This is a genomic window from Streptomyces sp. NBC_00464 (assembly GCF_036013915.1).
Lineage (GTDB): Bacteria > Actinomycetota > Actinomycetes > Streptomycetales > Streptomycetaceae > Streptomyces.
The window spans coordinates 7,755,385-7,774,278 of the sequence record NZ_CP107899.1; the positions used below are offsets into that span (position 1 = coordinate 7,755,385).

General features: G+C 70.2%; 17 protein-coding genes. 9 read left to right on the top strand and 8 right to left on the bottom strand.

Annotation, left to right across the window (positions count from 1 at the left end):
• Nucleotides 1-3: 3 nt before the first annotated feature.
• Nucleotides 4-1,131 carry a low temperature requirement protein A gene (locus tag OG912_RS34825; RefSeq protein WP_327712789.1) on the top strand — a complete coding sequence of 376 codons (1,128 nt, stop codon included), beginning with the start codon at nucleotides 4-6 and terminating at the stop codon, nucleotides 1,129-1,131.
• A gap of 92 nt (nucleotides 1,132-1,223) precedes the next feature.
• On the opposite strand, the gene OG912_RS34830 is transcribed toward OG912_RS34825, so the two are convergent.
• Together OG912_RS34830 and OG912_RS34835 are read right to left on the bottom strand one after the other, a co-directional pair.
• Nucleotides 1,224-1,946, bottom strand: a complete 723-nt coding sequence (locus OG912_RS34830; RefSeq protein ID WP_327712790.1) for an alpha/beta fold hydrolase — start codon at nucleotides 1,944-1,946, stop codon at nucleotides 1,224-1,226.
• A 52-nt stretch (nucleotides 1,947-1,998) separates the two neighbouring features.
• On the bottom strand, nucleotides 1,999-2,970 hold the full coding sequence (locus OG912_RS34835; protein ID WP_327712791.1) for an alpha/beta hydrolase: 972 nt from the start codon (nucleotides 2,968-2,970) through the stop codon (nucleotides 1,999-2,001).
• Between the two features lie 441 nt (nucleotides 2,971-3,411).
• On the opposite strand from OG912_RS34835, the gene OG912_RS34840 reads away from it, so the two are divergent.
• From OG912_RS34840 to OG912_RS34855, 4 genes are all read left to right on the top strand, one after another.
• Entirely contained in the window at nucleotides 3,412-5,289 is a 1,878-nt protein-coding gene (locus OG912_RS34840; RefSeq protein ID WP_327713619.1) for an amidohydrolase, read from the top strand.
• A 130-nt stretch (nucleotides 5,290-5,419) separates the two neighbouring features.
• Entirely contained in the window at nucleotides 5,420-6,082 is a 663-nt protein-coding gene (locus tag OG912_RS34845) for a hydrolase (RefSeq protein WP_327712792.1), read from the top strand.
• A gap of 47 nt (nucleotides 6,083-6,129) precedes the next feature.
• Nucleotides 6,130-6,654 carry a DoxX family protein gene (locus OG912_RS34850; protein WP_327712793.1) on the top strand — a complete coding sequence of 175 codons (525 nt, stop codon included), beginning with the start codon at nucleotides 6,130-6,132 and terminating at the stop codon, nucleotides 6,652-6,654.
• Complete coding sequence (locus OG912_RS34855) at nucleotides 6,635-7,372, top strand: YoaK family protein (protein ID WP_327712794.1); 738 nt, start codon at nucleotides 6,635-6,637, stop codon at nucleotides 7,370-7,372. Before OG912_RS34850 ends, OG912_RS34855 begins: the two co-directional genes overlap by 20 nt.
• 517 nt (nucleotides 7,373-7,889) lie before the next feature.
• Here the strand turns inward: OG912_RS34855 and OG912_RS34860 are convergent.
• From OG912_RS34860 to OG912_RS34870, 3 genes are all read right to left on the bottom strand, one after another.
• Nucleotides 7,890-10,202 (bottom strand): ATP-binding protein, encoded by a 2,313-nt coding sequence (locus OG912_RS34860; protein WP_327712795.1) that lies wholly within the window; start codon nucleotides 10,200-10,202, stop codon nucleotides 7,890-7,892.
• A 203-nt stretch (nucleotides 10,203-10,405) separates the two neighbouring features.
• A complete protein-coding gene (locus OG912_RS34865; protein ID WP_327712796.1) occupies nucleotides 10,406-10,747 on the bottom strand; it encodes a GNAT family N-acetyltransferase in 342 nt (113 codons plus the stop codon).
• A gap of 10 nt (nucleotides 10,748-10,757) precedes the next feature.
• Complete coding sequence (locus OG912_RS34870; protein WP_327712797.1) at nucleotides 10,758-11,738, bottom strand: pirin family protein; 981 nt, start codon at nucleotides 11,736-11,738, stop codon at nucleotides 10,758-10,760.
• A gap of 120 nt (nucleotides 11,739-11,858) precedes the next feature.
• Between OG912_RS34870 and OG912_RS34875 the strand changes: the two genes are divergently transcribed.
• From OG912_RS34875 to OG912_RS34890, 4 genes are all read left to right on the top strand, one after another.
• Nucleotides 11,859-12,365: a carboxymuconolactone decarboxylase family protein gene (locus OG912_RS34875; protein WP_327712798.1), complete on the top strand. Its 507-nt coding sequence runs from the start codon at nucleotides 11,859-11,861 to the stop codon at nucleotides 12,363-12,365.
• A 351-nt stretch (nucleotides 12,366-12,716) separates the two neighbouring features.
• Complete coding sequence (locus tag OG912_RS34880; protein ID WP_327712799.1) at nucleotides 12,717-13,037, top strand: helix-turn-helix domain-containing protein; 321 nt, start codon at nucleotides 12,717-12,719, stop codon at nucleotides 13,035-13,037.
• A 67-nt stretch (nucleotides 13,038-13,104) separates the two neighbouring features.
• The gene (locus OG912_RS34885; RefSeq protein ID WP_327712800.1) at nucleotides 13,105-14,094 is read left to right on the top strand and encodes a hypothetical protein; all 990 of its coding nucleotides are present in this window, start codon (nucleotides 13,105-13,107) and stop codon (nucleotides 14,092-14,094) included.
• Entirely contained in the window at nucleotides 14,063-14,227 is a 165-nt protein-coding gene (locus OG912_RS34890; RefSeq protein WP_327712801.1) for a tetratricopeptide repeat protein, read from the top strand. Before OG912_RS34885 ends, OG912_RS34890 begins: the two co-directional genes overlap by 32 nt.
• 341 nt (nucleotides 14,228-14,568) lie before the next feature.
• On the opposite strand, the gene OG912_RS34895 is transcribed toward OG912_RS34890, so the two are convergent.
• From OG912_RS34895 to OG912_RS34905, 3 genes are all read right to left on the bottom strand, one after another.
• On the bottom strand, nucleotides 14,569-15,558 hold the full coding sequence (locus tag OG912_RS34895) for an alpha/beta hydrolase (protein WP_327712802.1): 990 nt from the start codon (nucleotides 15,556-15,558) through the stop codon (nucleotides 14,569-14,571).
• A 158-nt stretch (nucleotides 15,559-15,716) separates the two neighbouring features.
• Nucleotides 15,717-16,766, bottom strand: a complete 1,050-nt coding sequence (locus OG912_RS34900; protein ID WP_443061052.1) for a helix-turn-helix domain-containing protein — start codon at nucleotides 16,764-16,766, stop codon at nucleotides 15,717-15,719.
• Between the two features lie 560 nt (nucleotides 16,767-17,326).
• Nucleotides 17,327-18,859, bottom strand: coding sequence for an alpha/beta hydrolase domain-containing protein (locus tag OG912_RS34905; RefSeq protein ID WP_327712804.1), 1,533 nt, complete (start codon nucleotides 18,857-18,859; stop codon nucleotides 17,327-17,329).
• Nucleotides 18,860-18,894: the final 35 nt, after the last annotated feature.

The window sequence follows — 18,894 nt, forward strand, 5'->3', positions numbered from 1 at the left end:
ACCATGGCGGGGCGCGACCCGGGCGAGCCGCACAGGCCCGCCACCTCGCTGGAACTCCTCTTCGACCTGTGCTTCGTCATCGCGGTGGCGCAGGCGTCCAGGAGCCTGCACGCGGCGCTGGCCGACGGGGAGTACGCCATCGGCGTCCTGCGCTTCGCGTTGGTCTTCTTCACCATCTGGTGGGCGTGGATGAACTTCACCTGGTTCGCCTCCGCCTACGACACCGACGACGTCCCGTACCGGTTGACGGTGCTGGTCCAGATCACGGGGTCGCTCGTCCTCGCCGCCGGCGTCCCCAGCGCGTTCGAGGAGGGGGATCTGCGGGTCATCACCCTCGGATACGTCGTGCTTCGCTCGGCGTTGGCCGCCCTGTGGCTGCGCGCCGCATGGTCCGACCCCGCTCACAGGGCGACCACCCTGCGATTCGCCGTCGGAGTGACGGCCTGTCAGTTCGGGTGGGTCGGACTGCTCGGCCTCCCGGCCGCGGCGCGCCTGCCAGGTATTGCCGTCATGCTCGTCGCCGAGGTGGCCGTCCCGGTGTGGGCACAGTCCGCCGGGATGACGCCGTGGCATCCGCGCCATATCGCCGAGCGCTACGAACTGTTCACCCTCATCGTCCTCGGCGAGTCCGTCGCGGCCACCACCGTCGCCGTCCAGAGCGCCTTCGACCGAAACCACGGCACCGGTTCGCTGTACGCGGTGGCGGTCGGCGGCCTGCTCATGGCATACGCCATGTGGTGGCTGTACTTCGCCGAGCCCGCGCACACCCTGCTGGCCACGACGCACCGGTCCCACCGCAGGAGGTTCACCTGGGCTTACGGCCACTACCTGATCTTCGCCTCGGCGACCGCCGAGGGAGCAGGTCTGGCCGCGTACGCGGATCACGTCACGCGTCGCACGGACGCCTCGCCGTTGGCTGCCGGCGCGGCGGTTACTGTCCCGGCGGCCGTCTTCCTGATCACGGTCTGGGCCGTACACCTCCGGCCCCACCAAAGAACCACGGCCGAGGGGATTCCGTATCCCGCCGCGGCGGTCGGCATCCTGCCGGCCGCATACTCCCCGGCACCCGCCCTCGCCGTCGGTGCGCTGCTGGCTGTCCTGGTCGTGGTGGTCACGGTGGAGCGCAGATGAAGGAGGCGCAGCGAGATCTCGTTCCGGGCCAAAAGCGAAGGGCCGCGCGGCCGACTCCCCAGGAGTCGGCCGCGCGGCCCTTCGCCGCTTTGTCAGCTCGTGGCGCGCACCGCGTCACGGATCAGAGCGGCGACCTCCTTGGGCCGGGACACGGCCACGGCGTGCGAGGCGCCCTCGATCTCGACGATCGTCGCGCCGGCCCGCTTCGCACCGAAGCGTTCGACCTCGGGGTTGATCGCCCGGTCCGCGCCGGCCACGAGTGCCCAGGAGGGCTTGGTCTTCCACGCGGCGGCCGAGGCCGTCTCCGTGAATGCCGAAGCGGCCAGCGGACGCTGAGTCGCCGCCAGGACCTTGGTGACGGCGGCCGGAACGTCGGCGGCGAAGATGTCCGGGAACGCCTCGGCCTTGATGGTGACCTCGACCGCAGGCCCCGCTCCCTCCACGGGGTACGTCGCCTCCTTCAGGTTGCTGACGAGGGGCGAGAGGGGGAAGCGTCCCTGCAACTCGCCCAGGCTCTCGCCCTCTTCGGTGACATAGGCCGCTACGTAGACCAGCCCGACGACGTTCTCCGCGGCACCTGCCACGGAGATGATTGCCCCGCCGTAGGAGTGGCCGACAAGCACCACGGGACCGTCGATCTGAGCTGCCACGGAGGCGATGTACGCGGCGTCGGACTCCAGGCCGCGCAGCGGGTTCGGCGGCGCCACCACAGAGATGCCGTCGTTCTGCAGTTCCGCGATGACCCCCGTCCAGCTGGCGGCGTCCGCGAAGGCTCCGTGCACGAGAACTGCTATGGGGAGGGGAGACGTGGTCATGGTCGGGTGCTTCTCCTTGTTGTCGGGTGAATGTCCGAGGTGAGAGCGTGTGTCAGCCGGCGTGGAGCGCGGTGTGCAAGGTGCCGATGGCCAGCGTGATTGCTGTCTCGGCGGCGTGGGTTCCGCGGAGTGCGTTGAGCATCACGAAGTCGTGGATGATGCCCTGGAGCCGGACGGCGGTGACCGGGACGCCGGCCTCGCGGAGCTTGTTGGCGTAAGCCTCGCCCTCGTCGCGCAGGACGTCGGCTTCGCCGGTGATGACCAGAGCCGGGGGCAGCCCGGTGAGCTGCTCGGTGGTGGCCCGGAGGGGGGAGGCGGTGATCTGGGCACGGTCGGCTTCGTCGGTGGTGTACTGGTCCCAGAACCACTGCATGCCGTCGCGGCGCAGGAAGTAGCCCTCCGCGAACTGGTGGTAGGAGCCGGTGTCGAAGTTCGCGTCGGTGACCGGGTAGAAGAGCACCTGTTGCACGAGGGGGACGTCGCCGCGTTCCTTGGCCATCAGGGTCAGCGCGGCGCTCATGTTGCCGCCGACGGAGTCGCCGGCAACGGCCAGCCGTGAGCCGTCCAGGTCCTTGGAGGCACCCTGCTGGACGACCCACTGCGCGACCGCGTAGTTCTGCTCGATGGCGACCGGGTAGCGGGCCTCGGGGGAGAGGTCGTACTCGGGGAAGACCACGGCGGCGTTCGCGCCGACGGCGAGTTCCCGTACGAGGCGGTCGTGGGTGTGGGCGTTGCCGAACACCCAGCCCGCGCCATGGATGTAGAGGATGACGGGCAGGGGCCCTTCCACGCCGGCGGGGCGCACGATGCGTGCGCGGGCACTGCCTGTCGGACCACCCGTGACAGTGATCCACTCCTCGTCGATCAGCAGCTTGTCGATCTCGCCCGACTGCACTTCGTCGACAGCTTTGCGCCCCTCTGCGGGCGGCAGGTCGAAGAGGTAGGGCGGATTGGCGGTCGCTTCGGCGAAAGCGGCTGCTGCCGGCTCCAGCACCGGCTGAACCGGCTCGACGGCATCAGACATGTGATTCTCCTGAGTTACATGGGGTGCGCCGGTCTTTCCGGCGGGGGGAGACGACTCCGGGGCAGACACAGGGATCTGCGGGGCTGTCGCTCACCACGCTAAAACACCGAAGGCGGCGGAGATTGACCACCAGTGCACCGGCGCTGACCTCGCAGCGCATGGAGAGGGATGGCAGTGCACTCGAGGAACGAATCCAGTGCACTACCGGGACACCCGGACGCTTGCGCTCGGAATAGCCTGATGGCGAAGAATTTGCGGGCCGCCGGGGCCCGGGCCTGTGCATTGCATGAGAGCCCGCCCGGAATCTACTTCGGCTGGGCATGGACGCAGTAAGCGCGAGTGTCCCGGTCCTTTCCGCCAGTTGCTTTCTCCCCGTTGGAAGTCGATGCAGATGAAATCGACGCTGTTCACGCCTCAGGAGGTTGTCGAAAGGTGTCCACGATGCCGGTCGGTGGGCTGGTTGCCAGCGCCACCGACAACCCTGCGGACCTCGTCGTCCGCAATGCGAAGATCCATACCGGAGACCCGGGTCGCCCGAAGGCCGAGTCCATCGCCATACGTGACGGTGTCATCATCGTTGTCGGCGACGACAAGGACGTGGCTGCCCATGTCGGCCCGGCCACGAAGGTGGTCGACGCCCTCGGCCGCCGGATGATTCCCGGCCTCAACGACTCCCACCTCCACGTCATCCGAGGCGGACTCAACTACGTGCTGGAGCTGCGCTGGGACGGCGTCCCCACGCTGCGCCAGGGACTGGCGATGCTGCGTGAGCAGGCGGCCCGAACGCCGAAGGGCCAGTGGGTACGGGTGGTGGGGGGGTGGTCGGCCGAGCAGTTCGCCGAACGGCGGCTGCCGACCGTCGCCGAACTGAACGCCGCCGCGCCGGACACTCCGGTGTTCGTCCTGCACCTGTACCAGTCGGCGGTGCTCAACCGGGCAGCCGTCAAGGCCGCCGGATACAGCAGGGACACTCCCGACCCGAAGGGCGGCCAGATCGTGCGGGGCCGGGACGGTGAGCCCACGGGCATGCTGCTGGCTGCCCCGAGCGCCCTGATCCTCTATTCGACGCTGGCCAAGGCTCCGGTGCTGGAGGGTGAGGACAAGAAGACCTCCACCCGTCATTTCCTGCGCGAACTCAACAGGTTCGGGCTCACATCGGCGATCGACGCGGCGGGCGGATTCCAGAACTTCCCCGACAACTACAGCACGGTCGTCGAACTGGCCAAGGCCGGTCAACTGTCGCTGCGCATCGCCTATCATCTCTTCCCGCAGACCGCCGGCCAGGAAATCGAGGACCTTGCCCGCTGGATCGAAATGGCCCGGCCCGAGGACGGGGACGAATGGCTGCGCCTCAACGGTGCAGGAGAGAATCTGACCTGGGCGGCGGCTGATTTCGAGAACTTCAACCAACCGCGGCCGGAACTCGCCGATTATGAATCACAATTCGAGAAGGCTGTACGGCTCCTCATGGAGAACGGCTGGGGGTTCCGGCTGCACGCCACGTATGACGAGACTATTCGCCGCGACCTCGCTGTATTTGAGAAGCTTGCCGCGGATGGACTTTTCCCGGCCGGAAACCGGTGGCTGTTCGACCATGCGGAGACCGTTTCCGCAGACAGCCTCGACCGGGTCGCGGCTCTTGGTGGCGCCATGTCCGTGCAGAACCGGCTGTCCTTCCAGGGCGAGGCGTTCGTAAGCCGCTACGGCCCCGGCGCAGCCGCGGACGCCCCGCCGATCCGGGCCATGCTGGAGCGCGGCCTGACGGTCGGCGCCGGCACCGACGCCACCCGGGTCTCCACCTACAACCCGTGGATCGCCCTGCACTGGCTGGTCACCGGCCGGACCGTTGGCGACCTGATCGTCCGCCCGCCGCACAACCGGGTCGACCGGCAGACGGCGCTGGGGATGTTCACCGAGGCGGGTGCCTCCCTGACCGGCGAGGAGGGGGTCAAGGGCGTCCTGCGCCCTGGCTTCCTCGGTGACTTCGCGGTCCTGTCCGAGGACTACTTCACTGTGCCCGAGCCGGAGATCGCCCACATCGAGTCCCTGCTGACGGTCGTCGGCGGCCGGATCGTCTACGCGGCCGCCGAGTACGAGGGCCTCGACGAGCAGCTTCCGCCGGTCAGTCCCCGGTGGAGCCCGGTCGCGCACTTCGGTGGCTACCAGGCCACACCGAGCACGGGCCTGTCGGGCGCCCGACAGGCCGAGTTGCTCGGCCAGGCCGCCGGCGAGTCGGAGCAGCACCGCCAGTGGCGCGCCCGCCGCGGCCTGGCTCCGGAAACCGAGAGCACGTTCTTCGACCCCTGCTTCTCGCTCTGAACTTCCGGGAGGGGCCCGGTCACGAGCCGTCCCTCCCGGGACATCACCCCAACCGGCTCCGTCCCAAGCCTGGTTGCTCTCAGCAACGGACATCCGTCCGCGATCTCCCCACCCCACGAAAGGCCCTCTCATGGTCAACATCTCCGACGTCACCGCAGCCCCCAGCCCCGACCTGCTGACCCCCGACAACTGCGCCGTCCTGTTCGTGGACCACCAGCCGCAGATGTTCTTCGGCACCGGCAGCGGCGACCGCACCGCGATCATCAACTCGACCCTGGGCCTGGCGAAGGCCGCCAAGGTCTTTCACGTGCCGGTCGTGCTGAGCACCGTGGCGGCCGAGTCCTTCTCAGGACCGATCATGCCGCAACTGGCGGCTGTCTTCCCCGAAAAGGAGATCATCGACCGCACCACGATGAACGCCTGGGAGGACGTCGCCTTCGTCGAGGCCGTCAAGGCGACCGGCCGCAAGAAGCTCGTCGTCGCCGGTCTGTGGACCGAGGTCTGCGTCGTACTCCCCACCCTGTCCGCCATCTCTCAGGGGTACGACGTCTATGTGGTCACCGACGCTTCCGGCGGTGTCAGCCCGCAGGCGCACGAGCACGCCATTCAGCGCATGGTCCAGGGTGGTGCGATTCCGGTCACCTGGGTGCAGGTGCTGCTCGAGCTCCAGCGTGACTGGGCGCGGACCGAGTCGTACGTCCCCGTCACGGAGGTGGTGAAGGAGCACGGCGGCGCCTACGGCCTCGGGCTCGTCTACGCACAGGCGGTCATGGGCGCCCACGCGGCCGGCTGACCTCGTCACACGGATATCGACGGAACGTCAGGAACAGGCAGGAACGAATGAACACCGGACTATTGGTTCTCCGGCTGGCGGTGGGTCTCCTCATCGCCGGGCATGGGGTGCAGAAGGTCAGCTTCCGGCTGGACGGCAACGGCTTGGCGGGCGGAACCGCGGAGTTCCGGCACGACGGCTTCCGCGGCGGCCGGCTCACCGCGCTCGCCGCGGGCACAGGCCAGATCGGCGCAGGCCTGTTCCTGGCGGCCGGACTGCTCACTCCCGCGGCGGCGATGGTCGCCGTGGGAGTGATGACGGTCGCCGGCACCGTCAAATGGCACAACGGGCTCTGGGTCCAGAACGACGGCTACGAGTACCCGATGGTTCTCGTCGTGGCCTCAGCGGTGCTGGCCCTGACCGGCCCGGGGCGCTGGTCGGCCGACAGCCTCCTCGGGTTGACCCCCTGGCCGTTGTGGATCTGCCTGGCGACCATCGGCGTCGGCCTGGCCGGCGGACTGCTCACCCGAGTGGTACTGCACCGCCCGCCCGCACCCGGTGAGAGGACTCCGCATGTACAAGCTGTTGACTGACGCTGCCCGCACGTTGGTCCCGCCGAAGGGGGACCGGCACGGCCCGCTGCCGCCGCTGATGCTGACGCTGACCGTGGTGACGGGGCTGGTCGACGCCGTGAGCTATCTGTCGCTCGGGCACGTCTTCGTGGCCAACATGACCGGCAACGTGGTCTTCCTGGGGTTCGCTCTGGCAGGCGCCCAGGGACTGTCCGCGTCGGCGTCCGTCGTATCGATGACCGCGTTCCTCACCGGCGCGCTGGCGGGAGGCCGGTTCGGCACCCGGTTCGCGGCACATCGTGGGCGGCTGCTGACCATTGCCACGGCACTGCAGGCGGTGCTCGTGGCGGCGGCCGTCATCACGGCTGCCGCCTCCGACGGCAGGATGACCACGACGGTCCAGTACACCCTGATCGTGCTCCTCGGCCTCGCCATGGGGATGCAGAACGCGGTCGCCCGGCGTCTCGGCGTCCCGGACCTCACCACGACCGTGTTGACGCTGACTCTGACGGGGTTGGCCGCGGACTCCACCCCGGCCGGTGGGCCGGCGCCCCGGCCCGGCCGACGGATCCTGTCCGTGCTGGCCATGTTCCTGGGAGCGTTCGCCGGTGGCATGCTCCTGCTGCACGCCGGGTTCGCCTTCACCCTGGGCCTGGTGCTGCTGCTGCTCGCGGTGACCTCCGTAGCCGCCCATCGCCTCTCGTCCTCCGACGCCTCCTGGACCCGGCCGCTGTCGTGAACGCGGCGTCGGCCCCTCACCCGAATCGCGGGTGAGGGGCCGACGCCTTCCTCCGTCCACGAGGCAGGACATCCCGGACGACCTGCTCAGGGCCGACGTAGGGCCCTCGACAGCGTCTGCTTCCAGGACGACGTCCTGTCCGCGGGCACGAAGCTGTTTCCCGGGGGTCGCGTCGTGAGGCGGGACCGACCTCGCTGCGCGCAGGGGCCACAGACGGTGCGTTCTCGGTCAACCGGCTCACACCGACCGCTCCTACATTGGCCATCGGCTACGCCCGTACGGCGCCTGGGACATTGCCGGATGCACGGCGTCGCGTCCCGATTCCGGCCTGGACCAGCATGCGCGCGAGGATCGGGGTGGCGACGCTCACCGGACCGGGTGAGGGCGAGGCGCCGGCCCTCGGAGCCGGTCTCGGAGGCTGACACCCCAGGACCGAGGACGTCGGTCGCGCATGTGATCCGACCGCCAAGTCCTGGCAACGGGATCCCGGCCCCGGCCGCCAGGCATGGGATGTGGCCTACTCGGTTCCGCTCGTACGGCAGCCCGCCGAGCCGAGCGCCGGGGGCGGTGCTCGGTGGGCGTCGAGGTCGGCGAGGCGTTCGAGGGCCTCGGTGAGGCTGGTGGGGTCGGCTGCCTTGCCGAGGCCTACCGACCGGCTGAAGGCATTCCGAGCCTCGTCGCGGTGCCCGGCAGCCAACAGTGCGTCGCCGAGGCGCACCAGGGTGCGGCTTTCCAGACCGTGGTTGCCGCTGTCCCGCCAGAGGTCCGCGGCGGTGCGCAGGTGGTCGGCGGCTTCGCACCAGTTCTCAAGAGCGGTGTGTGCCAGGCCGATGTTCATCTGCAGTGTCGTACGGGTGAAGGCGGCGATATGAGGTTCGATGCGGTCGCCGGCGTGATCCAGGAAGTCGAGCGTGCGCAGGATCTCCGTGATGGACTCCTCGTGCCGGCCCCCCAGGGAAAGGTTCTGGGCGGTGTTGCTCCTGGCCTGGAGGGTGCCGTGGAGGTCGCCGACGGTTTCGAAAAGCCTGGCTGTCTCGCGGTTGTGCCGTGCCGCCGCAGCGTGGTCGCCGAGCAGACCGAGGGCCCAGGCACTGTAGTAATGGGCCCAGCCCTGCTGGGGGAGGTCTTCGGCGTGCTGGGCGGCGGCGAGGGCCTGGGCGGAGCGCTCGACGCTGTCGCGGTGGCGGCCCTCGCAGATCAGCAGGGCCCAGGCGTGGTAGTTCAGTTGGGTCGCTTCGAGGAGCGGGTCCCCGAGGGCCTGGCCGCAGCGGACCGCGGTTCGGAAGACTTCGGGCCAGTGCCCCCAGAAGATCCACTGGTCGGAGAACCAGTGCAGGGCCTCGGCGACCTCCACAACGGTGGCGTGGTCCCCTGCCGCGGCGGCCGCGCGCAGGGCGGCGAGCCAGTTGTCGCCTTCGGCCTGGAGCCACCTGCGGGCGTGTTCGGCGGTGGACAGGTCGACGGTGCCCTGCCAGGTGGGAGGTGGGGCGCCGTGGTCGGGTTCGTACCAGCGCCCGGCCACGACTGCGGTTTCGAGCAGCCAGCGGTGCAGTGCCGACCGGGCCGCCTCGGCGTTCCCGTCGGGCTCCTCGGCCCGCAGCCGGCTGCGGGCGTACAGGCGCAGCAGGTCGTGGAAGCGGTAGCGGTCCTGGTCGGTTCCCAGCAGTCCGGTCTCGACCAGTTCCTCGAGGGTGTCCTCGGTGTCGAACAGAGGCTGCCCGGTCAGCTGGGCGGCACCGGCGGCGCCGACATCGGGGCCGTCGACCAGGGCCAGCAGCCGGAACAGGCGGGCCGCTTTGGGGGTGAGCTGGCGGTAGGACAGCTCGAAGGCCGCCGAGAGATGCAGGTCACCGGCGGTCAGGGTGTCCAGGCGGCGCTCTTCGAGCGCGAGACGGTCGGCGAGGCGGCGTACGGTCCAGCCGGTGCGGGTGGCGAGCCAGTTTCCCGCCACACGCAGGGCCAGCGGCAGATGCGCACACCGCTGGGCCACCTCGGCGAGCGCGGTCGGGTCGGCGTCCGCGCGCTCCTGACCGACCAACGTGGTGAGGAAGGCGGCGGCTTCCGCGGAGGAGAGCTCGCCGAGGGGCAGGCGGTGGACGCTCTCCAGGCCGGTGAGCATCCTGCGACTGGTGATCATCACCATTCCCGCGCCGGCGCTCGGCAGGAGCGGGCGGACCTGTGCTTCGTCTCGGGCGTTGTCCAGTACGAGCAGGCAGCACCGTTCGGCCAGCGCCTGCCGGTACAGCTCAGGGTGGCCCTGCGGGCCGGCCTTGGCCAGGTCCCGGTCCGCCACCCCCAGCGCCTTCAGGACACGGAGTATCAGCTCGGCCGGGCCGGGCGGGGTGTCGTCCATGCCGCGCAGGTCGACCATGAGCTGCCCGTCGGAGAAGCGGTCGGCCAGCGCTCGGGCGGCGTGCAGTGCCAGAGTGGTCTTGCCCGTCCCCGGCGGCCCGGGCAGCGCCACTACCACCGGCTGTCCGGAGGCTGCTTGCTCGGCCAGTGCCGTCAGCCGTGTCAGCTCCGACTCCCGGCCGACGAAGTCGTGGATGCCGCGCGGGAAAGCGCGCACGCCGACCGCACTGTGGCGGGGTTTGCGGCCGGTCCGGGCGGCGGCCAGCAGACGCTCCCGCTCCGCCTCGCCCAGCCCCAGCCCGTCCGCCAGCGCGGCGACCGTTCCCCGCTGTGGAGTCGCCCGTCGCCCCCGCTCGAGATCCCCGATCCCGCGGACACTCACCCCCGACGCCTCCGCCAGCGCCTCGATCGTCAGAGACGCCTTCAACCGCGACTGCCGCAACAGCGCCCCGAACCCCTCACCACCCACGTCGGCCACCCGACCCCACCTGTTCCCTCACGTCGTCCACGCCCGAACCGCTGGTGCCCGAACAAGGCGGGGCGTCCAGCGGCGAGGAAGACTTTACGGCGGCTGACCAGGGGCACCGGCCCGGCGGGCCCGCTGCCGGAACCCCGAGAGCGGGACCGCCGGGCCGCGGGCGCACGCGGCAGGAGCGCGGGGAGAGGGCGGCGGCGCGGCGGTCAGTGCTTAAGCTCGGTCTCCAGCCACTGCAGGGCTTCGGGGGTCACGGGGTCGGTGATGTCGGCGAACTCGTCGTGCTTCTTGAGGAACTTTGCCACGTACGGGCAGACCGGCACGATGCGCTTCCCGGAGGCGCGTACGTCGGTCAGGGCCTGCTGTACGAGTATCGCGGCCAAGCCCTGTCCGGCGAAGGCGTCGTCGATTTCGGTGTGGTAGAAAACACGCTGCTCATCTCGGTCTCGGTAGGCGGTGAGGCCTGCGGTTCTGCCGTCGACCAGGATCTCGTAACGGTGCTTGGCGTTCACTCGCCGGACAGTGGGGGCGGCGGCGGGCTGATTCATGGTGTGCCTTTCAGTGACGCGTCGGGTTGGTGCGCGGTGCGATGGTGGCGTTCGGCAGGGCGGGCGCGGGCAGACGGTCGCCGTCGTACGATTCGACGCTGCCGAAGCGGTCGGACGCGTTCTGCCATGCCGTCCTGGCTTCGGCGATGTCTTCGTGGCTGCGGCCGATGAAGTTCCACCACATGACGATCTGCTCTTCGAACGGTGTCCCGCCGAGCAGGACCGCCCGAGCGGGGGTGTCCGTCTCGTTCGTCAGCGTCAGTGTGTCGTTTCCCGTGCGCAGGTATCCGAGTTCCGTCGGCCGAAGGGGTGTTCCGGAGATTCCGACCTTCCCTCGGTCGACCAGCAGGCCGTACTCGAAGGCGGGATTCACCGGGAGTGTCGTCGTCGAGCGTGGCTCGAGGAGAAGTTCGGCGCCGAGCAAGGGAGTGAACGTCCGCACCGGAGAGGTGTCGCCGGCCAGAGACCCCAGGAACACTCTGATTTTCGCCCCGCCCACCCGGACCGGGCTCGGGACGTAATGCCGGAAGTCGCGGCCGGTGTGCCGGTGCTCTCCGGGCAGAGCCACCCACAGCTGCACGCCGTGCAGGACCGTGGTGCGGGTGGTGGAGACTTCCGTATGGCTGATGCCGTACCCGCCGGTCATGAGGTTCAGCTCACCGGGCCGCACCAATGCGTGGGTGCCCATGCTGTCACGGTGCTCGATCTCTCCGCCGAACAGCCAGCTCACGGTCTGCAGGCCGGTGTGGGGATGGGGAGCGACGTCCATGCCGCCGGTGTCGGCGACATCGTCGGGGCCGTAGTGGTCGATGAAACACCAGGCCCCGATCAGTGTGCGGGCACGCTGCGGCAGCGTCCGTCGGACCGTCATCGCTCTCGGTCCGCCCAAAGGGACGTCCCGCGCGGTCAGCACGTCGACCCGCGGGGCGGCCTCGCCATGCTCCACGGCACCCCCGAGCAGGCCGGCGGGATCCGTGTCGGCGTTGCTCATCGCACTCCCTCTCACCCGAAGGTGATTTCGTATTCAACAATAATGCCTGATAGTAAGTCCATGCCCCGCACTTGCACGGCAGACCGAGCGAGGGCGCAAGCGGCCCTGAAGGAGCCCACGTTGAGTTACGCCACAGCAGTCCCCGCGAGCCGTCGGGTCTTCATTGACAAGCAGAGCCCCAAGGCCTACCGCGCACTGGTCAAGGCGGCCGATGCGGTCCGCGCAGTCGCCGACGAGGCGGGCCTGGACCGCCGCTTGGTGGAGCTGATAAACCTCCGCGTTTCCCAGCTCAACGGCTGCGCCTTCTGCCTCGACGTGCACACGAGGGCCGCGCTGCGCGCCGGTGAGACCGCCCAGAGGCTGGGCGTGCTGGCTGCGTGGCGCGACACCGAACTGTTCACGGAGCGGGAACGTACGGCCCTCGCCCTGGCGGAGGTGACCACCGATCCGGCGAACGCGGTCGCGCAGGACGGCGCATACGAACAGGCTCGCCAGGTCCTCGACGAGGATGAGATCTCCGCGGTGATCTGGGTGGCGATCACCATCAACGCGTTCAACCGGGTCTCCGTCCTGAGTAAGCACCACGTCCGCAGGATCCCCTCGACACCCGGATCTCCACGTGAGTGATCACCACCTCGTTCGCGGGTGAACACCGTCCGGACGACGGTCGCCAGGGCCGAGCTGCTTCGCCGGCCGGACTGACGCACGCGCTGTCCGAGCCGGGCGATGAGCCGCAGGCGTGCACAGCACATTAGCGGCGACCGCGGAAGGCACCTTGCCCGTCGGTGCACCACATGTGGCCTGTCCGCGCCTCGGAGGGGGCGACGAACGCCTTTGCCTTGAACACCGGGTGCCGCCTGCCGATGGGCCGGTGCCGTCCGTCCCCTCATCAGGTCGCGGGCACTCTGGCACCGCGGCCCTGAGGCCGTGACCTGGAGAAACACGCCTTATCCCCTTTCGGGGGAGAAGGGAGCGGCCGTGTCCGAAGAGAAGTCATTCGGGGTGGTGCTACGGGGTCTGCGGCAACGGGGCCGTTTGACGATGGAGGAGCTGGCTGAGGCCTCGGGCGTAAGTGTCCGGGCGATCGGCGACATGGAGCGGGGGCGTAGTCGGGTTCCGCAGCGGCGCACGGTGATGGCGCTGGCGGAGGGGCTGGGGCTGGCGGATGCGGAGCGGGAGGCGCTGCTGGTTGCGGCGCGGGCGGCGCGTCCGACGCGTGCGATGGCGGCGGCAGGGGCCGTGGTGCCGCCCCGGTCGGTGGGGGCCTCACGGGGCGTGATCGTGAGCTGGCGCGGCTGACGGAGGCCGCGGCCCGCGCAGGCGCCGGCGTGTGGGCGTCGGTCTCGGTTGTCTCGGGTCCTCCGGGGTGCGGGAAGACGACGCCGGCGCTCAGGCGGCAGCAGATCTGGCAGGGAACATTCCTGATGGGTGCTTCGTGGTCGACCTGTACGGAGTGGAGGGCCCTGTGGACCCGGGCGAGGCGCTGCTGAAGCTGCTGAGGGCCCTTGGAGTGCCCGATCGCCGGCTGGCGCAGGAGGATCCGCAGGGTCGTGCGGGGCTGCTGAGGGTGCTGTTTGCTGAGCGCCGGTGCCTGGTGGTCCTGGACAACGCCCGCGACGAGGGGCGGGTCCGTCCGTTGCTGCCCGGGGGAGGGTGGAGTCTTGTGCTGGTCACCAGCCGGCGGCCATTGACCGGGTTGGAGGATGTTGACCGGCTGGCGCTGCCGGAGATGGCGCAGCCGGAGGCGGTCGAGTTGCTGTGCCGGATCCTGGGCGAGGCGCGTGCTGATGCGGAAGCGGAGGCTGTGGCGCGGGTTGCGGAACTGTGCGGGCGTCTGCCGTTGGCCTTGCGGGTGGCGGGCAACTGGCTGCCGGTCCGGTCCGGGTGGAGCGTTGACCATCTGGTCCGTCGCCTCGCCGACGAGGAGCGCCGACTGCGCGCCCTGGTCGCGGGTGATGTGCGGGTGGAGGCGGCGTTCGAACTTTCCTACCGTCAGCTGACCGGCCAGGCCGCCCGGATGCTGCGGCTACTGAGCCTGGTCCCGGGGCCGGACATGACCGCCGCCTACGGAGCGGCGCTGACCGCGACCGGCGTCTTCGAGGCCGAGGACGTGATGGAGGAGCTGGTCGAGGCCGGCCTGCTGCAGGCCACCTTCACCGGCCGCTACCAACTGCACGACCTCCTACGGCTCTTTGCCCGCGCCCACCTCTCCCGCGATGAGGAACCCGGCGAGCCACGACTACGCCGCCCTGGGGCGATGGCACGAGGCCGCCGACTTCTGTCGCAGTACTGTGGTTCAGTCCCACCGCACTGGCCAGACCATCTTGGAGGGACTCACGCTCCTGGGTCTGGGTGAGGCCCTGACCGAACTGGGAGAAGCCGAGGAAGCGCGCTCCTGCTTCCGTCAGGTCCTCGCCCTCGGAGACGCGGCCGACAGCAGCCACCTGAAGACAGCACAGGAGCTCCTGGACGCGCTCCCTGCCGAGTGAGCAACGCCCGCCGACGCGGGCGGCCGTCCGGGACGTCGATGCAGGACTTGAACAACCCGCTGAAGATCGGCGTCGCGGCGATGATGCCGCCCGCGCGTTCATTGCCTCAACCGCCGCGCGCAGCGCGGGGCCGGGGAAGCCGGTCACCAGGTTGTGAGCGATGTCGACGGCCGGCTCCCCGGCCGTCGACATCGCTCTCGGGCGGGTGCCGCGGCTTGTACCGGTCCCTTCTCCGTCCCACAGCCGCACCCCACGCCGGCCCCGTACGGGCGCGTGCCTGCTCGCGAACGGGGGAGGTGCTCTGCGCGCGCCTCCGTACACCTGGCCCGGCGCGGAAGGAATCAGCCGCGATGTCGGTGCAGAGCGACGTGCACGGTGTCGAGGGCCTGGGTGAGAGCTGCGCGGGCGGCGTCCGTGTTGCGCAGCGGATCGAGCACCATGAAGCCGTGGATCGTCCCGTGGTACCGCATGGAGACCACTGCGACGCCGGCCGCCCTGAGCTTCGCCGCATAGGCCTCACCCTCGTCGCGCAGCACGTCGGCCTCGCTGGTGACCACCAGCGCGGGAGGGAGTCCGGTGAGCTGCTCCAGGGTCGCCTGCAGCGGTGATGCGGTGGCCTCGCTGCGCTGCCGCGCATCGGGCAGGTACTGGTCCCAGAACCAGCGCATGGTCTCGCGACCGAGGAAGTAGCCCCTGGCGAACCGCTGGTACGAGGGTGTGTCGAAGTCGGCGTCGGTGATGGGGCAGAGCAGCACCTGCTGCAGCAGCCGCACCCCGCCCCGCTCCTTGGCGAGGAGGGTCAGCGCCGCCACCAGGTTGCCGCCGGCCGAGTCGCCCACGGCGGCCATCCGGCTCCCGTCCAGGCCGATCTCGCCGCCTTGCTCGCAGATCCACTTCGCGACCGCGTAACACTGTTCGATGGCGACCGGATACTGCGCCTCGGGGGCGCGTTCGTACTCGACGAAGACCACAGCCGCGTCCGTACCGACGGCGAACGCGCGCACCAGGCGCTCATGGGTGCCGGCATCACCCAGAACCCAGCCCAGCCCGTGCAGGAACAGCACGACCGGGATTTTTCCGACGCTGTCGGCGGGCTTGACCACCTTCACCCGTACGTGACCGGTCGGCCCACCCGGCAGTGCGAACCACTCCGTGGAGGTGTCCTGCCCGTCTGGCGGACCGTCCTCGCCCTGCAGCCGGGCCAGGTCCAGCCGGGCCTGTTCCAGGTCCCGGTCGTGCGCCGACGATGGGCAGGCGTGCCTGTCCACGAACGCTCGGGTGGGGTGGTCCAGGACCGGGTGCCGAAGGGGCGAACGGGGGAAGTCGGTCACACCGTCTCCTGCCGAGAGGGCCAAGGGAAGAACTTGGAAGAAGGGTTGTCCGGCGCACCGAATGCATGGTCGCGAGGCGGCAAGCGATGCTGCGGCTGCCGGGCCGAGGCAGTGCCCGCCGGGGCGCGGGGCAGCCCGCACGGCTCCGAGCGGGCACCCTACCCCCTGGCGGGTGCAAGGTCAGCCCCCGGTCGGTCGGCCACCGTGGACGATGGCGCAGGCCTGCCCACGGGAGACAGCGCGACGTCGTCCTGGAGGGTGCGCAGGTTCCGCCATTCACGGGGGGAGACGCCGTAAGCGGCGCGGAAGGCCCGGCTGAAGTGGGCGGGGTTGACGAAGCCCCACCGCTGGGCAACGGCGGACACGGTGGGGGCTGTCCTGCCGCGGCGGGCCAGTTCGCGGCCGCACTCCTCCAGGCGCCGTTTCTGGATGAGCCGACCGACGGTGGTCCCCTCGCCTTCGAACAGCCGGTGGAGGTACCGGATGGAGATCCGGTGCGCCCGGGCGATGTTCTCCGGCGACAGGTCCGGGTCGCTCAGGTTCCGGTTGATGTGGTCGCGGACGCGTAGGAGCAGGTGGCTGCGGGCGGTGTCCTCGGCGTCCGTGCCGCTCGGGTGGGCCCGCTCGGTGATCAGGGTGGCGAACAGGTCGACGACATTGCCGGCCAACCGGTCCGCGACGGCCGGCGGGTAGGCGTCCGGCGAGGCGGCCAGGGAGGCCAGGAACGGGAGCAGTACCGCGCCGAAGCCGTGCCTGGTGCCGATGGCATGACCGGTGACCTGCCGGATGTCGCTGTCCGGCACGCCCAGCGTGCGGCGGGGCAGTTGGAAGACGTGGGTGGCGAACCGCTGCGGATAGTCGAAGGAGTACGGTCGGCTCCTGTCGCACACCACGAGGTCTCCCTCACCCACCTCGGCTCGCCGGCCGTCCTGGATGAAGGTGGCCGTGCCCGATATCTGGACACCGACGGCCACCAGCGCCTCGGACGAGCGGGCGATCAGTGCCGGAGTGCGGCTGACGCGCTCCGCGTCGGCCTCCATGGTGGAGACCTGGAGATACCCGAGTCGGTTGGTGACGATCCGGGCGTCGAAGAGGCCGTCGCTGTGCGGGGTCACGGCCACCGGCACCAGCGTCCTGTTCACCGCATCGTTCCAGTAGGCGACCCTGTCCTGGTCTGGCACCGAGGTGGTCGTCAACACCGAGCTCAATTTGCTCCTCTTTCAGGGAAGTGACTCAGGGGCTGCAATGGACGGCTGGACCTCCCCGGAAGGCGGGGCCGGTGTCCGGCAGGAACGGCCGGCTCGTTGTAAGAGCAGCAACTTCGCTGGAGAGCGCAACCGGCCTGCTTCGGCGAGGTCTGGGTTCCCGCCCGCAAACACAGCCAACCAGGGGAGCGCGTCGGTCTCCAGGCAGAACCACAGGCAGAAATGGCGGGAGCAGACAGCCACATGGCAGCAGGGGCAGGCCGAGTCGGTCGCCGAGGCGACTCCCGGTCCCGCGACCGCGACGGAGTCGTCCACCGGCAAGTCCTCCTCCCCGGGCGTGTCGTCATCAGCTTCGGTCACGGCATTCCCGTCCCCGTCCCCGTCCGCGGCCGTAGCCGCTTCCGTCACCAAGGCATCCGCCGAATCGACCGGGCCGGCCACCCCCACCCGCGGTTGCCCGAGTTGCACAGCGCCGGATGCACCGGTGGCCCATGGTCCGCCGACCGTCCGCCACCTCGCGCCGCGGTGGCGCCGGGCGGGGCAGCGGTCGGCCGGCGGGTGGGTCAGCCGCCGATGCCCGATTCCTGCGCGGCGCCAACGATTGCCGTCGCGTCCTCCGGCAGCAGGTATCCGGCATCGATGGACGTCTGCGCGGCCGCGCGCACCTTGCTCACGTAGTCGGCGTGGGTCGGGTAGAGCCGGCTGAGGACCGGTTCCGCGGTGGCCGGGAAGTAGGGGTCGGACGGGTCGCCGTCGTCGTGCCGGTCCCAGACGTCGGCGTCGCCGTTCCACGCGTCGCGGGCGCCGTACAGGCCGCAGAACACGCCGCTGCCCGTGGTGTCGCGCGAACCCGTGAGCGTGCGGGTGGGCACCGTGATGTCCGGCAGACGGACACCGCCGGTGGCCAGGCCGGTGGCCGGGTCCCGCAGGACGGTGCTCAGCGGTTGACTGCTCGGCGGCCGCGCACCGCCCCGCGCCCAGGTGGCCAGGTGGCGCAGTGCCGAGTTCATCGCCCAGTGGCCGGGCCCGTCGTTGAAGGGAGCCGAACCGGTGGCGCAGTCGGCCGACGGCGCGGCCGAACCCGCCGACTTCTGCACCGTTGCCTCACCGAGGTCGTAGGCCCACTGGTCACCGTGCGCGGTGCCGGCCAGCTCCCAGTGCACGACGCTGCCGGTGTCCGGCTGCCGTGCGGTTGCGGCGCCCGGCACATCGGTCTCGGTGAGCACGACGAACGTCGGCGCCGCCAGGTCGGTCCTGATCCGGGACGGGTTCGGCATCAGCAACGTGCCGGCGAGCACGCCGCTGATGGGCGAGGCGATCGCGCTGTTGCTGTGCACCATGAAGCCGTCGTAGACCTTGGCGAGCGGCTGGACGGCGTTGACGTACGTCGTCATGAAGCCCGCCGACTGCGACTCGCCGTCGGCGAGCAGCGTCCGGACCGGGAGCGCGCCGAGCGGGCTCGGCCCGTTCGGGGTCCGCAGCGCCTGGCCCGCCTGGGAGAAGATGTCGTAGGCGAAGGCGTCACCGGGGTGGACCAGGGTGCCGTACCTGGCCGGGTCCCAGTCCTTGAGGCCCTTGATCCCGCCCAGTCCGCCGTTGACCCCGACGGCCTGCGCCGAGACACCGACCCAGGCGTAGCCCTCGCGCAGCAGCTCGTCCCGCTCGAACCAGTAGTCCGGGGAGAGGTCGAGCTGCCCGCTGACGTTGAGCCACTCCACGACCACCGTGCCGTTGAACTTCGCCGGATCGGCGGGGCGGCGCACCAGCAGGCGGCTCTTGTAGTCGGCGGTGCCGGACGCGCGAACGCTCCACCGGCCGTCCGACGTCCACAGGCCGGACTTGGCGTAGGACGTGGCGGTGCCCGAAATGAAGTACTCGCTCTCGGTGTAGCCGAACGAGCCGAGGTCCTCCGCCGCGGCGAGGAACGGGAAGCCGTGACTGCCGGCGGGCGGGACGGTGACTGTCGGGTTCGCGGCCGCGGCGGGGGCAGCCGCGGCCGTGGTGGCCAGCGGGTCGGCGAAGAGGGCGCCGCAGAGCAGCGCCCCCAGCGCGGCGGCTGTGGCGAACCGCCGGGATAACCGGGCAGGCATGCGCATGGATTGCCTCCGTGAATGCGTGTCCCAATGGGTTG

Excerpts from the sequence above, each read along its gene's own strand:
- OG912_RS34825 (WP_327712789.1), top strand. The coding sequence starts at position 4 with ATGGCGGGGCGCGACCCGGGCGAGCCGCACAGGCCCGCCACCTCGCTG.
- OG912_RS34830 (WP_327712790.1), bottom strand. The coding sequence starts at position 1,946 with ATGACCACGTCTCCCCTCCCCATAGCAGTTCTCGTGCACGGAGCCTTC.
- OG912_RS34835 (WP_327712791.1), bottom strand. The coding sequence starts at position 2,970 with ATGTCTGATGCCGTCGAGCCGGTTCAGCCGGTGCTGGAGCCGGCAGCA.
- OG912_RS34840 (WP_327713619.1), top strand. The coding sequence starts at position 3,412 with ATGCCGGTCGGTGGGCTGGTTGCCAGCGCCACCGACAACCCTGCGGAC.
- OG912_RS34845 (WP_327712792.1), top strand. The coding sequence starts at position 5,420 with ATGGTCAACATCTCCGACGTCACCGCAGCCCCCAGCCCCGACCTGCTG.
- OG912_RS34850 (WP_327712793.1), top strand. The coding sequence starts at position 6,130 with ATGAACACCGGACTATTGGTTCTCCGGCTGGCGGTGGGTCTCCTCATC.
- OG912_RS34855 (WP_327712794.1), top strand. The coding sequence starts at position 6,635 with ATGTACAAGCTGTTGACTGACGCTGCCCGCACGTTGGTCCCGCCGAAG.
- OG912_RS34865 (WP_327712796.1), bottom strand. The coding sequence starts at position 10,747 with ATGAATCAGCCCGCCGCCGCCCCCACTGTCCGGCGAGTGAACGCCAAG.
- OG912_RS34870 (WP_327712797.1), bottom strand. The coding sequence starts at position 11,738 with ATGAGCAACGCCGACACGGATCCCGCCGGCCTGCTCGGGGGTGCCGTG.
- OG912_RS34905 (WP_327712804.1), bottom strand. The coding sequence starts at position 18,859 with ATGCGCATGCCTGCCCGGTTATCCCGGCGGTTCGCCACAGCCGCCGCG.